Genomic DNA, 14,370 nt, shown 5'->3' with positions numbered 1-14,370 from the left:
AGTCAGACAACTTCAGTACGGAAACGGCCCCGGAGAAGGCACCCGATACAGATGAGTGCACTGCGAGCTCAAGACTCGTCAAAACGGGAAACCTCAATAGAACTGCGACCCCCAATACTTTACGCGAATGTCGGTGATTGGGCACGGTAGGCTCTGCAGAACCCACTCAATTAGTCAGGATTTCGCAGGATGTAGGAGGCGTGCCGCACCGATAACAGCTAAGGCGCAGACGACGTTCAATGATTAGGACGTGTCCGATTCCATTGACGGCATGTCCCCAGTAAACTTGCGGCGTACCTTACCGAGGAGTGACATGACGTGAAATGAAGCACGCCGAGCCCTGACGCTGGGAATCGCAGCCATGTCCATGGCCGCAGGCAGCGCCTGGGCTGGCGAGGCCGAGGACCTGTATGCGGCGATGGAGGCTGGCAAGTGCAAGCCGGCCGCCACCACCTTGCAAGCGCGGGCTAAGGCCGGCGCGCAGGGCGACGCGGATGCGCGCAATCAGATTGGCATGATGTATTTGCATGGCGAGGGCGTGCCCAAGGACCCGGCCGAGGCCGTGCGCTGGTTCCGCCTGGCGGCAGAGCAGGGCGACGCAGATGCGCAGGTGTACCTGGGCTCCGCGCTGTTCAACGGCGAAGGCATGCTCCTGAGCAACAAGCGTGAAGGCGTGAAATGGTTTCGGAAGGCCGCCGTGCAGGGCAATGAGTTTGGCCAGCTCGACCTGGCGATAGCCCACGAACATGGCTTGGGCGTGCCGCGCAACAGGGTACTGGCCTATGCCTGGGTGCTGCTGTCGACCCGCGGGGTCAAGCCGGATGCGGAGGGCGTGAAACTGCGCACTGAAATCGAGAAGGACCTGACTGCCAAACAGCGGGCTGAGGCCGAGCGGCTGGCGCGCGAGTGGAAGGTGGGACAGGATCTCACGACAACAATGCAGTGAGCCAGGTGTTGCTGAACCACCAGTTATCAAGAGTCGGCTCCCTCCTCCCGCACGGAGCAATCCGAGCGAGCACGTTATTGCTTCAATGAGAGCTATTCGAAGTGGCCAAGGGCAGGAATGTTATGACTCGGTTCGAGAACGTAGTGGCGCTGTGTCGGGAAAAGACGGCACTATGGAACGGCCAAGAAGAGCGGCATCGGATTTCGTCGCGCTGTGTGCCCCCTTGATGGCCAATATTGACCCAATCCCAACTTCGGAAAAAATAGGAATGAAAAAACAACTGCTGCGCCTGAGTGCTGTCATGCTTGTCATCGCCGGACCCGCGCACGTTCATGCGGCGAAGATGCCGTCGCTGTCCTCCCTTCTCGAATGCAAGGGCGAAGCCAGCGGTGTGGCCGCCTATGTCGACGCGCTGGAAGACGGCGGACTGCCAAGCTGGAGCAAGAATGAAGAATTGAGCGGCTTTGCCTCAGACGTGTATCGCACTCCGAAGCCCGTCAACGTCGCCGGCCTGACCGCCACTAACGTGCGGTTCGGCTCCTACCAACTCGGCAACTACACTGCCTATGGCATCACCAGCACCACCGATCTCGACGCCGTGGCCCGCCAGCTCGGTCTGCGCGGCGTGGCCGGCCGGGGCCTGGCCCGCGAAAGCACACGCGGTGCGTGGATCGTGGCGCGCGAGTATGAGGGGCGGGTAGAGTTGGGCTGCGAGTATCCCAACCCGTTGCTTGGCGGGAAGACGGGAGCGTCAAAGCGCTAATCCCGGTAGGGGCGATGCTTGTCCTGGCACCGCCTCTACCTCTATCCGACCCTCCTGCCAGTGACAGTGATTGACGAGAGCTCATGCGAGCCTGGATCACTGGCATCGGAGGCGACGTTTTAAGTCGGTGTCGAGTTCGCAAGGGCTCGCTTGTGTATCAAGGGCGAGGTCTCACCAGCGATGCTGCGGGCGCTGGTGCGCGAACTGTCGCGCACTCTACCGTATTGAGGAACAGATCCGAGGTAAGCCTTCAAACGAATGCCGGCGGGTACGGCAGGTGCTGGCCGTGCCGTTGCTCGACGACATGAAGCATGTGGTTCGAAGCGACGCTACGCAAGTTGCGCGCTTCGATTTGATCATGACACTGCCTCGTGTCATACGCGCCGTCACCGCCGACGGTGCCAATCGGCACGTCTTCAGGGATCTGATCGAGCAGATCGGGCAACGCGTCGGCATCGGCGACGTCTTGAGGCGTCATCGGTGCCGCGCATACCTGGCCGGTATTCGCATCCATTGCCAGATGCACCTTGCGCCAGATGCGCCGCTTCGAATAGCCGTGTTTGCACACCTTCCATTCGCCTTCGCCATGCAGTTTCACGCCAGTGCTGTCCACCAGCAGGTGCATCGACTCACCGGTGTACATGGCTGGCAACGTCACCGCGAGCTCCCGCGCGCGGCGGCTCAACGTCGTGTCCCACAGGGACTTCCTTCGGTCGAAATTCGGTACCGGCAGTTTGGGGAATGCGAGCTTGCGCAGGCAGCACGCGAAGCCCTGCAGAGCCCGCAGAGGCAGATGGAAGACTTGCTTGAGCCCAAGCAGCATCTGAATCGTCGCGTCCGAGTGGATGTGCGGCCGCCCCAGCCTGGGCAACGTGCCATCGGGAACCGTGCCCAGTACGCTTTCGTCGACCCACATCGTCACGTCACCTCTCGCAATCAAGCCAGCGTGGTAGCTCGCCCAGTTCCTGACACGATAGCCCCCCCCTCCCGCTCGTTTCGCTTGTGCTCGTCCTTGCGCATCTTCCCGGGGAAAAATCGAGAACCTACGCAATTCCCCGGAAAGTTGGCAGACCCGCCGACCCGACTGTTGCGCGCAAACGTCAGCTCGCGCCACCGGATTTATGCAACAACCTTCCTATTTGAGCGAAGAAAGCATGAAATATTCAGCACTTGTATTGGTTGGACTATTTTTGGTAATTGGGGTCTTCGCTAACGCCACATCATGTGGACGTAAGGCGACTGCCGACATTGATTCGATTGACAGTAAGCCTGCTATTTGCCTGCCGAAGGATTCAGGGAAGGCATTTTCAGTCGGCTGGATATCAGTCTATGAGAGCTATGCAATAAATCCCAGCTCTTGGGGGGCAGCACTCGAAGCGGGCGCCAGACCATTAGCGCTAAAGCCTGGCGATTGCATCGTATTTGGCGTTGCGCCAGATGGCTATGAATTAGATAGCCATAAAATAAATAATTTTCCGTTGAAGCTCGAAGCAAATAGGACTTATGTGTTTCGAATTAGTGATGCTTACCATCCAAGAGATAGTTATTCGGCTGTTTTTTGTGTCAGCAAGTCCGCAGATGGAGCTCAGGAATACCGTCAGTACACGCGACTGCCTGATGGAAGTGAAGTCATTCCATCTTGCGATGCCAAGCTCAACGGAAATTTTCAATCGAATTGATGTTGGTTTCTGGGGTAACATCTGACTGGGCTTCCTCGAAACCGGCTGACTCCATGGATGATGAGATAGAGGAGTTTACCAAATGGAAAATCAGTTAGATCAACGGAAACTCCGGTCGGCGCTTTCTAATTTGTTTGTAGATAGCTAGGTCGACTACAATAAAATCGCGGAGGTTGCAAAATATTACTCCATTGAGCAAGTTGAGTTCGCCCTGTTTGAAAGAGTGGCACCCGTTTGCATCAGCAATATGCTGACACCGACGCCATCTATTTGGTGGCACTTCGACGAAGAGCAACTAATAGTGGATATTGAATCACTCAGCCCCGCGCCGATTTCCTCAAGATCGATCGCCCGTTTGTCATGGGCATCAGCAGGGACAGCGTCAACACTATGGTGCTCCACACCATCATCGGCCTGGGTCAGCGGCTGCATTTGGCTTCGACGACTTGCTTGTGGCACGGCGCATCCAGATGCCACGCAAGTCGAAGTGGCGCGGCGGTCCGGCAGGATGCATCAACAACGCGTTCGCGCTGGAGGGATGCGCGAGCTGGCCGCACTGCAGTCCACGGGTAGCCCACGCCACCAGCAAGACGGCGATCCGTGAACGCCTAGGTGAGGCAGCGCGAGGAGGCATTGCGGGACTCAGGGTGAACGATGCAGTGGATATTTTGTCATTGCCATAGTGATAATGGCTAGCTATCTGAATGGCACGCTTTCCTGAGCACCCACTGCGCCAACCTGAAGCCCAGGCCAGAGGCCGATCGTGCCGCGCTAACGTGCTTTAAATTCCGAATTCTGAATAACCCCATAGAACCGCATCATGACAACCGTATCCAACAAGAGCAGGTAACCACGCACATGGATAGCTATAGATCAAAGAAGGTAATACGCGGGCCGCGAGTCTGGATACTGCTTTTCGCACTACTGGCAAGCCGGTCCGCCCTCGCGCTCACGCCACCCACCACGCCGATCCTGGCTCAGCTGAGCATGAGGCATGACGGTCATAACTACAAGCCTGGCATCTATTTTTTGGTGCCGCTTCCCTTTGACAACGTCAAAGCAATGCTTGAAAAGGGCGTCGATGGCGCGGGTCTCAAAGGCTTTCGGTGGAAGGACCGATCCGCAGCGTTGTCAAAAATGGAGTCCTATTGGGTCACCATCAGCCTGGCCAACCAACCCGCCCTGCAGGAAGAGCTCAACCAAGAAGTGTCCCAAAAAGCATCATCGGTGCTGGACAAGGCCTTGGCGGCAGGAACCATTACACCGGACGAGAAGACGCAGTTTCAGCAAGCCATCCAACAACAGCGGGAATACAATTACGACGATCTGAAAGACGTTCCTTTTTTCGTGCAACGCATCAACCGTTGGACGTTCACCCGCAAAACAGGACGCTCCAAGGTTGTCGACGACTTCGGCGTCATCATGGATGTTTCGTCGCCCCTCAATCGCGGCCCCATGACCCTGGTCTGGTTCGGCGGCATGGAAACCGTCACCACCAAAAGACTACGTCTCGTGAGCTGCCTGGTCGGCGTGACCTGCTTTCCCGACCCTCATATCGAGCGTGAGTCACAAGTCAACGACAAAGTAAGTCCGGCGTTCGAACGCGCCATGAGCAAACTGGCGGCCGACCTGCATGCCATGCCACTGGCCGAGGCCGCGAATATCATGCGGACACCGGATCGCAACGAGCCGCTCGACCAGGTACCCAAGGTGGCGAGCAGTATCGCGCCTGTCCAAGAGGCCCCCTCTTTTGACCTGCCCGATGACGAAGCCAACTTTCGCCGCTACGACAACGACAGATGGCGCTTGCTGGCACTGCCCGACGGCAGCGCCGTGATCTCGGGCTGGCCGCAGACGCATCGTCTGGTGCTTAAGGCGAGCAGGTTGGAACGTCAGAGTACGGCCCCCTACTTTCCCGGCGCCGCGGGCCTGAAATTGGATCCGAACGGCACGCTATGGGGCATGAGCCATGGCGACACGATCTTCGCCCCGGTGCTGTTGTCGTGGCGTCTGGACAAAACCAAGGCCGTCGCACACCCGCTGTCCGGTCTTGAGGATCGGCCTATCGAAGATTGGGTAGTCCAGCCGGGGCGTGGCGCGGCGATCCGGGCGAGCGACACGCTCTATAGCCTTTCGGAAAAAAATGGCGTGCTCACCCATCATTTGTGGAACAGCAGTCTGCGCCGCGAGGCCGTCGACACCCAGAAACGTGTCGCGCCCCGGGTCTCTAGCCGTCGCGTCCATTTCAATGACGGGCTGTTCTGGCTTGCCGACCGCGACGGTTACGGCATATCTCCTGATACGGGACATGTCACCAAGACCGTCAAGACCAGCACCGAGAATTTGATCTTCGGCAGCCTGGAGGCAAATTGGGGAATGGCCCCGGTGACGATTTCCGGCGAGCGCTACTATCGTATCGTCGATCTCAAAAGCGGCCTGCCGCGATGGGATCTGAACACGCCCACGGTGCACTACCCCAGCGGCCTTGCTCGCACGGCACACGGCCGCCTGTTGGCCACGAGCAGCGACGCGAGCAACGCACCCATCGCCGTGCTCGACATGCGCAGTGGAACCCCCCTAGCCAACATTCGCGTGCCCGAGGGGTTTCGCGTTGTCACGATCGCATTTTCCTGGAAGGGTGACGCGCTCTGGGCCTACCTTATGGCGCTCGGCACCGACAACCCTAAAGTCATGGTGTGGAATGTTCCCGAGCCTCTGCACGACCCGGCGTCGGACACAGCCATACCCGATCAAGTGCGATGCACGGTGTCTACATGTGAGTAGAAGGCCTCACTCGGAACCTGTTAGTGGCGGTCTAAATCCCACCGCTTTCAAGGTGATTGGACGACACGTCCAGCCGTGATGACACGGGCGGTAAAAACGTGTCGCCGTGCTACGCATCCGGCCACATAGCCTTTCTTCCTCACCGCTTTCGGTCCCCGCGTATGTTTGCGCTTCGCGCGGGGATCAACTGAAAGCTGCCAGTCATCACACGTTGAATTTTCCGGCTGGACTCGTGAAGATGGCGTGCATCTAAATTAGATGGACGTCTATGGACTTCAGAAACTTGCCTCGCCGACGCCACAGTGCCGAAGTTCGGGGTCCGGAGCGAGCAACTCAACGCCAAGCAGAAGGCGCTATTCGAGGGGGCGGTTGACATCGACATCGCGGCGCCGGAAGCACAGCTCGAAGATCTAAAGGCGCCTTCTGCCGCAGGCGAACAGCCAAAGCGCCGCCCCAAGCGCGCACCGCTGCCAGCCCGCCTGCCTCGCGTGGATCACCGCCATGAGCCCGACCGCGGCTGCGCTGTTCCGTCGTGCTGGCCGATGAGACGCCGGTGGCGATGCTGGCGCCGGGCGCCGGAAAAACGCATCGCGCCTATCTCTGGGCCTACGCCCCTGGTGCTTTCTAACCCTTGCGAGCGGCAATTTAGACTTCACCGTGAGCCGTGCCGGAGAGCACACGAGAAGCATCCTCGGCGATTGGAAGGGCAGTCTGGTTTGCGATGACTACGCAGGCTACCAAGCCCTGTGGGCGCAGGGTGTGATCGAAGTTGGTTGCATGGCGCATGCACGTAGGTATTTTATGGAGTTGGTCACGGCCGACAAGAGCACGATCGCCGACACGGCCGTTGAGCTCATCGGCCAGCTCTATGGCATCGAGCGTGAGGTGAAAAACCTGGCGCCCGAGCACCGACTCGAGGAGCGATGGCGGCGCGCCTTACCCATTATGCAGACGCTGCACGCCTGGCTCATTGCGCAACGCGTCAAGTTAACCGATGGCGGGGCCATCGCGAAAGCCATCGACTGCAGCCTGAAGCGCTGGACAGCGTTGATACGCTACCTGGACGATCCGGCTTTGCCGATCGATAACAACTATGACGAGCACCAAATCCGCCCTTGGGCATTGGGCAGAGCCAACTGGCAGTTCGCAGGCAATCTGGTCGCGGGCCGGCGCCCGGTCGCGATCAAGAGTCTGATCCAATCTGCCAGGCTGAACGGGCATGACTCCTACGCGGATCTCAAGGACGTCCTCACGCGTTTGCCCACGCACAAGGCACGAGATATCGACCAACTGCTACCGCATCTCTGGCAGCCAGCACCGACTGCCAGATAGCCGCTCCCGGATCAAAGGGAAGCACTGGATGCGTGTGTTCGCAGCACGCTTACGACGCAACGGGCGAGTGAGATTGCAGAATTGCCGCATCTGTGGACGCCCCGTTTACCCTGAATAGGCTATTAATAGTGATAGCTTCAGCACTTATAGGGCAAGTGCTTATTCTTGATTTAGATGCTTGCGTAGCATCGGACGTATGTCAAAGGATGCAACACAACCATGGCTAGCGGCGGTATCCAGAAAGTCCAAACTACGATGCATTGCCTCGGGGTCGGTGGGGTCTTGTGCTGTTCCCAAAACATATTCAGCTTCTGCACGAAATTGCTCATGTGTCAGCATGACCACCTGAACAGGATCGATTGCAAAGCACTGGCTGGCAAGAGGGAATGGATAGTACTTCGACGCTGGGTCAGCCTGGCCGAGAGATTGGGAAAGCGCCGCGAGCGCCGCTAAATGCTCTGGATTGTTGAATTGAAAGCGGAGATATGCTTTGTCGCACTTTTGAAAATTAAGTACAGCGGCAGCTACGAAACCTTTTTTCGCCCAAGAGTCCAGCAGACCACAGGCTTCGCGGTGGTTGTTGTCTGCACCTGTTGAGCCACTCCCAGGGGCATTCAGCATGAGCTTCGCATGATAGAACGCCGCCGCAGGATGACCGAGTTCAGTTGCCTTAACTAGATTGCTTCTGACGAGTTCGCTGGCTACAACTAAGGCGTTTGCGCGAGCTTTTTCACGACCGGCGAGGAGATGTTCAATCCGATCCATACCGATAAGGGCTTGCTGATAATACTTCTCTGCATCGGATTGAGTGCTATTGGCCGAGGCATTAGGGGCTACAACACCTGTAGCAATGGCGATCAGAAAAGCTGCGAGTTTAAGCATATCGTCCTTTACCTTTTATTGTTTCCCGACCACTCTGCATCACCGGGTCGCGGCTCTTCTCCTTGTTCTTTGTCGACGGTGGCGCCTCGATGATGGTGGCATCCACTATCGTGCCTTCCTTCATCATCAGTCCCCGCTCGCACAGCATGATGCCGATCTCGTCGAACAGCTTTCGCGTCAGTTCATGCTCGACGAGCAGGGAGGCTTCATGCCGAATCGTTCTGCAAAAATGGGAGGGATCCAGCTCAGGCAGCCTGCTATGCAGCCAGCAGTAGCGCCTAGCGCAATGACTGCCATGGTTCCGCGTATTGGTTCCATGGCCGTTCAGTGGTGCACCTTGCTGAACGCCGGCGTCTGTATTGGTTGCCGCGAGGGTGATACCAGTCGAGAGCCGGGCGACGGAGACACCGTCGCCTGCAAGGCATGAAGGTCGACGGGAAGGAAGGCGGCAGCGCAACGCATACCGCCAGTCTAATAGCGGCACGCTGCAAATGATATCGGACACGTCCTAAGCGGCTCTCCCCACCTTGGCACCGTGTGCCATTGCACAGCGCCGAACACCTCGAGCTGCTCCTGAAGGAAGTTCTCTTCAAGGAACGTGTTCCAGCGCATCACCAGATTCGACTCTACCTCCTCTGGCTATCAAATCCCTTTTGGGAGCCCCTGATCAGAAAATCGCTAGTGAGCGTGCACGATGGTTGCTTTGCGGAGCAAATTCGCAAAGCAAGAAATTACTGTATCGCAGTCTTGCTGCGACCTCACAAGATCTCAACCTTCCTCTCGTTGATGAGGCTTGATCGCTCGCGCATTTCGGGCTCTGCCTTACCTATGAAAGCGCGAACAGGACCGAACAATGCGTTGACCTGGTTGTATCCGGCTCAGTCCCGGCTCGGCCATTTCCTGAAAGTCGCCGTTCCATGCTTGCGGATCGCCTTGCCGTCGACGTCGCACGCGTGCAAGTCGGTTATCCATATCCAGCCAAACAGGCCCCGATGTTCCAAAAAACAGACCGTCGTGGCGTCGAAATCCGACGGGTATCCGCCAGCGGCGGCTCTTGCCGTAATCGGCCATCCCAATGTGGATTACCTGAGTCGGGTCATCCTTGCTGCGATAAACAAGAACCCGAGCCACGCCCTGATTATGCCGGTCATATTTGCTTCTCGGGATGCTGTGTACATGGAGTTTGGCCGGCGTATTGCGTCCGACTGCTGGCATGGGCTCCCACGCCGCGTTCAACACTATGGTGGCCATAGGTGCGAACGACATACAGACAGGTAAGACGATGATAAACAGCCACCCCGGGCATGACCAGGTGAACACGGGCTTGCGTTGCCACGATAGTCGCCCGATCCAGAGCTGCACGAAAGGGAGAACCGCCCCTATACCCATTTCGAGCCGATACTCTCGAGTCTGCGAGAACTTCGGACCGTTCACGATTCAAACCAATGTCGCTGCGAGCACGACGAAAATCGGGATCAGCAGCCAGATCTTGAAACCCCACGAATAGACTTCCTCGGTGCCGTTGGAAGCAGATGCGAGCGCCGCGGCGTTGCCATTTCCAGTCTCGCCGATTTTGCACTCCAATTGGTGTGCCGGACCGCTGGGGCGAATGCCCCTGCGATCGTACTCTCCGAGCGTTCCGCGGACGGTGGCGCCATATGAGCTACCGTATTTCAACGCATTGCTCCTACTGCGCTTGCCATTTTTCACCACCATCCAGCCGTGCTCCTCTCGTTGGGATGTCAAAGCGTTAGTAACCACGCAAGCCCCAGCTTTCCGACGCGGCCTGGTCGCCTTGCGGCCGACCTTGTGAAGCTAGCATTACCCCCTCAGCGACGGATTCGACCGCCAAATGCAGGCCACGCCATCATCCAGGTCACACTTACGGTCAAGGGGATATGAAGCGCATAGACGATTGCCAGCGTCCACAACGGATGCTCCTCCGGGAATGTGGCGAAGGCTGGGAGATAGCCCGCCTCATCGATTGCTGTGACCAGAGCCGCCCAGCCGCCGAACATGACGGCAAAGCGCAGGAACTGGATCACCAGCATCGTCCCCAGCCCGAACAGCACGATCCGCCCTGGCCGGGTAGCGGCTAAGTCTCGCCGTGCTACGTAGCGGGCAATGAGGAAAACCGGCAGCGTCGTCCACAGCAAGATCGAGACAGTCGCATAGAGCGGTCGCAACGGCACCTCGTGGGCCCAGATAAAGCGGGTTGGCGTGAGGGTTGGGCTGATTCCCTCCATCAGCAACGACGCCGCGGTAACCACGCACGCAAACATGCCTGCCGCGCGAGTCCGCCGAGCGCTCACAGACACCGCCCTGACCCTTGGACCATTGAAGAAAAGCACCGAGAACTTCCAGGCTGCAAAAACGAACAAAGCCGCAACGACTGGTGCCACGATACGGATCACCGTCATCGCTACCTGATTCCGCTCCCAGGCTCTCGCAAGGTCGCCGCCTGACCAGTGATAAACGACCGCCTCCTGCAAGCCCCTGGCCAGATCGAGAAACAAGTAGCCGCCGAACAATGCGACCAAGGCATAGGCGAAGGCAAACAGCGTGATGAAGCTGCTGTTCTTCGCGTATCCGGCGAGCCTTCCCTTTTCCAGGTGTTGCTGGGCCAGAAAGAAGGCCGTTGCGCCTAACGTCAAGAGATAGGCAAGGAGCTGTGGTATGACGTTGGCCAATTGATCTGTATTAGTGCTGTCGGCGGCCTTGGGCATCAGGAGGCCCAACATGGAGGCAGCCGTTGCAATCGGAACGGTCGCCAGCGCGGCGTACCAAGGCAGTTTTTCAGATACAGACAATGTCATGGCGTTCTACTTTCAGGGAAAATGGATGCGAGCGTCTACCCGCAAGTCAATTGAGCACGGCCAGAGTTTCGTTGACGTGCATCAGCACGGACCGCACGTCGGCGGGTTCCGGAGCACGGCGGTGATTGCCAGTGGCTGCGTGCCCTGCCGCCCGCAGTAGGTATGCATTGATTGGCGTGTTCGCCACTGGCCGGCAACGAGATATCCGTATGCGCTGTTGGGGCACGTCATCCAGCCTCGAAGGTCACAGGGATCATGACAGTGCCGTCGATAAGCTCGCCCTTCCTCACAGCCGGCTGGTAGCGCCATTTCCGGGCGGCCTCGATGGCGGCCCGGCCCAACGCCTCGGGTCCGGCCAGCCGGACCACCGCGATCCGGCTTGGATCGCCGCTGGCATCCACCGTGACCTGCAGATCGACCTTGCCGTCCGCCCCCGAGCCCATCGTGGCCGGATAGATAGCCGGATGGTGCTGCTGCGAGGCCGGGTCCACGCTGGCTTGCCGATCGGCCGGGGGCGGCAGGTTGGCCAGCAGGGCCGCCAACGCCTTGCCGGCCTGCCTGAACGTCTCCCAGCGCTCTGTGTCCGAGACCATGCGAAGGCGAAGGGTGGCAAGGAAGGCGCTCAGCTCGCCGGACTTGCCAGGCGCCTCCGCCTGCAGCCGCTCGGCAATGGCGAAACTGGCAACCGCGTCCTCGTCGCGCTGCTCGTGCAGGGCGACCGCGCCCAGCCCGTACCACGCATTGGGCTCGTCAGCGCGGGCCCAGATCGCCTGCTCGAACAGCAGGCGCGCGGCTACCGGCTCCTTGAGCCGCAGGTGATATTCCCCCAGTTCGTTGGCGGAGTAAAAGGCGCCGGAGTCGCGCGCCAGCAACTCGCGATGCCGGTCATAGTAGGCTTCGAGTTCCGCCTCGGCGGCGCGCGCGCCGCCCTCCGGCCTGGTCGCCACCTTGCGAGCTCGGCGCAGCGTATCACCGTGAGCGCGCTGGATGCGGTCGAACTCCTGCATGCTGTAGTAGCTGTTGTAGCCCTGGGGGAGCCCCATCCGCTTTAATCGCAGCAGGTTGTAGCGGTAAGTGTCGAACTGCCCGGCGGCGATACCAGCGACGGTAGCCCGGATCTCAGCGCGTGTGCTCACCATCCTCAGGAGCGGCGCGGAAGCGCCACTGCCCTTCCATTCGAGCGCTTGACCTTGCCCACCGGTCGTGCCGCTAGCTACGGCTGGCGTCGCGGCTTCGCGATCGCTGTCGCCTCCGCCGGACGACATGAAGGCCGCCGCCAGCACGAGCAGCGTGACCGCAACGACAAAGGCGATCACGGGGGTCCCGCTCTTGCCGCCGCTGGCCGGCATGGTGATGGAGATCGATGCACTGACGGCGGCGGCCTGAGCCGGCGGTTGCAGGAATGGCTGCTGCAAAGGTGGCCGCGCAGTTGCCTGGCGCGTGCGCTTACCCCGGCCGGACTTGCGCTTGCCGCCGGCCCGCGCCACGGGCGCGGCACCTGCCGCCGCTGCGGCACTGACGGCGCCGGCGATCATCGCACTGCGCGCGCAGGCGGCACAGGCCAAGCCTGCAAAGTGCTGGTGCGAGGGATCAGCGGTGCAGATCGCCAGGCGCTGGCTGCTGCGCAGCGCGTATTCGCGCAGCACCCGCGCCCATTCGGCCGGCGCGGGCCGGCTGCCCGGCTGCCCGGCGAAGGCGCTGTCAAACATCTCCCGCAACTCCTGCGGCATCTGCGCGTGGCCGCTCACCGGGTTGGGCGTGATGGTCTTGTGCGCGCACAGGCCATACGCATAGTAGCGACCGCGGATGCGCCCGGGCAGGTCGGTGGGAACCCGCCCATTGGCGGGGCGGCCGCTGAACGGATGAATACCGAAGTTCAACAGCTGGAAGATCACCACCGCCAGCGCGAAGCGGTCCTGCGCCTCCTCGCCGGCAGCAGTCAGCCCCCCATCCTGCAATTCCGGCGCCAGATAGTCTGCGGTGAACTGCTGCGCGGCAAAACGTTCCGACTCGCCCTGGATGCTGAAGCCATCGCAATCGAGCATCGCGATATAGAGCGAATCGCGGTAGAAGCGCAGGTTGACCGGCTTCAGGTCCACCACATAGTGATGCCGCTGGTGCAGGGCCGCGATGACGCCGCTCAGATTGGTGGCTAGCGTGATCTTGGCGCCCAGCCCGGTGGGCAGGCCCGCGGCCCTCGCCTGGCGCTCCTGCAGGACCTCCTCCAGCTCGGCCGTGTGCTGGATGTCCAGCACCGGCATGGCGAAACCGATAAAGCGGCCACGCCCGTTCTGCAGCGGCGCCTGCGGCCAGGCGATCTGCACATAGCACTTGCCGTTCTCGACCTGGTCCGGCAGCTCGGGCGACAGCCGTAGCATCGCGTCGATCTTGCGCTGGTAGCTGGCCAGGTCCATGTGGTCGTGATAGAGCTTGGCCACCTGCGCCGGCGCCTCTGCCAACAGGAATACGCTCCCGGCGCCGCCGCTCTTGACCAGGCGGCCCAGCGTCAGGCTGCGCTGGCGGTCCAGCCAGACTTTCCGTCCACTACGAGCGCTCATGCCCGCAGCGCAACCAACAAGGTCTTGTCGTCGCCGGTGATGTGGTGCGTGCGCGGATCGTCCAGCGTGGCCGCCAGCGCGCAGTTGCCCTCATCGATGTCGGCTACCCCGCGCAGATACCGCTCGAAGTAGGTCTCGTTGGCATACTCGCCATTGGCTGGCAGCGGGATATCCGGCTCGGCCGCGGCGGCGCGAGCCTTGGCCCGTCCGTGCAGGGTGGTGGCGGGCTCGCACTTGCCACCTCTCATCGCCGGGTACAGGTCCTCGGCCTCGTCAGCCCAGGCGCTGCCGGCAGTCACCGAAATAGCGGCGAGTCCCAGCATCGGGGCTCGGCGTGTATTCTGTTGCTTCATGTTGCTCTTCGATAAGGTACGCCGCCAGTGTACTGGCGGCATACCGTTAATGAAATCGGACATGTCCTAAACAGCGAGCTATCGACCGCGCCATACGCCACACCCATCGCCAATCGTTTCCTTCAAGCAGCCGACTGTCGTGCCTGGACCAGTACCACGGTTCCGCCGTTGGTCTTCGCGATCAGCGTCGCTATGTTCGCTGTCTGCGGTGCACTCCTGCGCGTGCCGAGGAAAGTGGCCGCGATGGCGGTCATCGC

General features: G+C 60.0%; 11 protein-coding genes and 3 pseudogenes. 7 read left to right on the top strand and 7 right to left on the bottom strand.

Annotated features, from left to right (window positions below; translation table 11 throughout):
* Positions 1–361: 361 nt before the first annotated feature.
* Complete coding sequence (locus A9975_RS25545) at positions 362–946, top strand: tetratricopeptide repeat protein (protein ID WP_183035205.1); 585 nt, start codon at positions 362–364, stop codon at positions 944–946.
* Positions 947–1,214: 268 nt separating this feature from the next.
* Positions 1,215–1,709 carry a hypothetical protein gene (locus A9975_RS25540; protein ID WP_183035204.1) on the top strand — a complete coding sequence of 165 codons (495 nt, stop codon included), beginning with the start codon at positions 1,215–1,217 and terminating at the stop codon, positions 1,707–1,709.
* Positions 1,710–2,046: 337 nt separating this feature from the next.
* Here A9975_RS25540 and A9975_RS25535 read toward each other — a convergent pair.
* Positions 2,047–2,729 (bottom strand): annotated as a pseudogene (locus A9975_RS25535) (IS5 family transposase); the annotation flags it as partial.
* Positions 2,730–2,863: 134 nt separating this feature from the next.
* Between A9975_RS25535 and A9975_RS25530 the strand changes: the two are divergent.
* The 5 genes and pseudogenes from A9975_RS25530 (at position 2,864) to A9975_RS25510 (ending at position 7,504) form a co-directional block, all read left to right on the top strand.
* On the top strand, positions 2,864–3,388 hold the full coding sequence (locus tag A9975_RS25530) for a hypothetical protein (RefSeq protein ID WP_183035203.1): 525 nt from the start codon (positions 2,864–2,866) through the stop codon (positions 3,386–3,388).
* Between the two features lie 858 nt (positions 3,389–4,246).
* Positions 4,247–6,172 carry a hypothetical protein gene (locus A9975_RS25525; RefSeq protein WP_183035202.1) on the top strand — a complete coding sequence of 642 codons (1,926 nt, stop codon included), beginning with the start codon at positions 4,247–4,249 and terminating at the stop codon, positions 6,170–6,172.
* Between the two features lie 302 nt (positions 6,173–6,474).
* Positions 6,475–6,606, top strand: a pseudogene (locus A9975_RS38615) (hypothetical protein); the annotation flags it as partial.
* 125 nt (positions 6,607–6,731) lie between these two features.
* A complete protein-coding gene (locus A9975_RS25515) occupies positions 6,732–6,800 on the top strand; it encodes an IS66 family transposase (RefSeq protein WP_255503448.1) in 69 nt (22 codons plus the stop codon).
* Between the two features lie 29 nt (positions 6,801–6,829).
* Positions 6,830–7,504: an IS66 family transposase gene (locus A9975_RS25510; protein ID WP_183035200.1), complete on the top strand. Its 675-nt coding sequence runs from the start codon at positions 6,830–6,832 to the stop codon at positions 7,502–7,504.
* A gap of 159 nt (positions 7,505–7,663) precedes the next feature.
* On the opposite strand, the gene A9975_RS25505 is transcribed toward A9975_RS25510, so the two are convergent.
* The 6 genes and pseudogenes from A9975_RS25505 to A9975_RS25480 form a co-directional block, all read right to left on the bottom strand.
* The gene (locus A9975_RS25505; RefSeq protein WP_183035199.1) at positions 7,664–8,386 is read right to left on the bottom strand and encodes a hypothetical protein; all 723 of its coding nucleotides are present in this window, start codon (positions 8,384–8,386) and stop codon (positions 7,664–7,666) included.
* Between the two features lie 22 nt (positions 8,387–8,408).
* A pseudogene (locus tag A9975_RS25500) lies at positions 8,409–8,585 on the bottom strand (IS5/IS1182 family transposase); the annotation flags it as partial.
* A 1,238-nt stretch (positions 8,586–9,823) separates the two neighbouring features.
* The gene (locus tag A9975_RS25495) at positions 9,824–10,102 is read right to left on the bottom strand and encodes a hypothetical protein (protein ID WP_183035198.1); all 279 of its coding nucleotides are present in this window, start codon (positions 10,100–10,102) and stop codon (positions 9,824–9,826) included.
* 113 nt (positions 10,103–10,215) lie between these two features.
* The gene (locus tag A9975_RS25490) at positions 10,216–11,202 is read right to left on the bottom strand and encodes a hypothetical protein (protein ID WP_183035197.1); all 987 of its coding nucleotides are present in this window, start codon (positions 11,200–11,202) and stop codon (positions 10,216–10,218) included.
* A 227-nt stretch (positions 11,203–11,429) separates the two neighbouring features.
* Positions 11,430–13,760 (bottom strand): TonB family protein, encoded by a 2,331-nt coding sequence (locus A9975_RS25485; protein ID WP_183035196.1) that lies wholly within the window; start codon positions 13,758–13,760, stop codon positions 11,430–11,432.
* Positions 13,757–14,113, bottom strand: coding sequence for a hypothetical protein (locus A9975_RS25480; protein WP_183035195.1), 357 nt, complete (start codon positions 14,111–14,113; stop codon positions 13,757–13,759). The genes A9975_RS25485 and A9975_RS25480 overlap by 4 nt, the downstream gene beginning before the upstream one ends.
* Positions 14,114–14,370: the final 257 nt, after the last annotated feature.

Source organism: Cupriavidus sp. UME77 (genome assembly GCF_014170355.1).
In the GTDB taxonomy this organism is placed as follows: Bacteria; Pseudomonadota; Gammaproteobacteria; order Burkholderiales; family Burkholderiaceae; genus Cupriavidus; species Cupriavidus basilensis.
The sequence above is the reverse complement of the archived record's forward strand: the minus strand, read 5'-3'. Positions and strand labels throughout refer to the sequence as shown.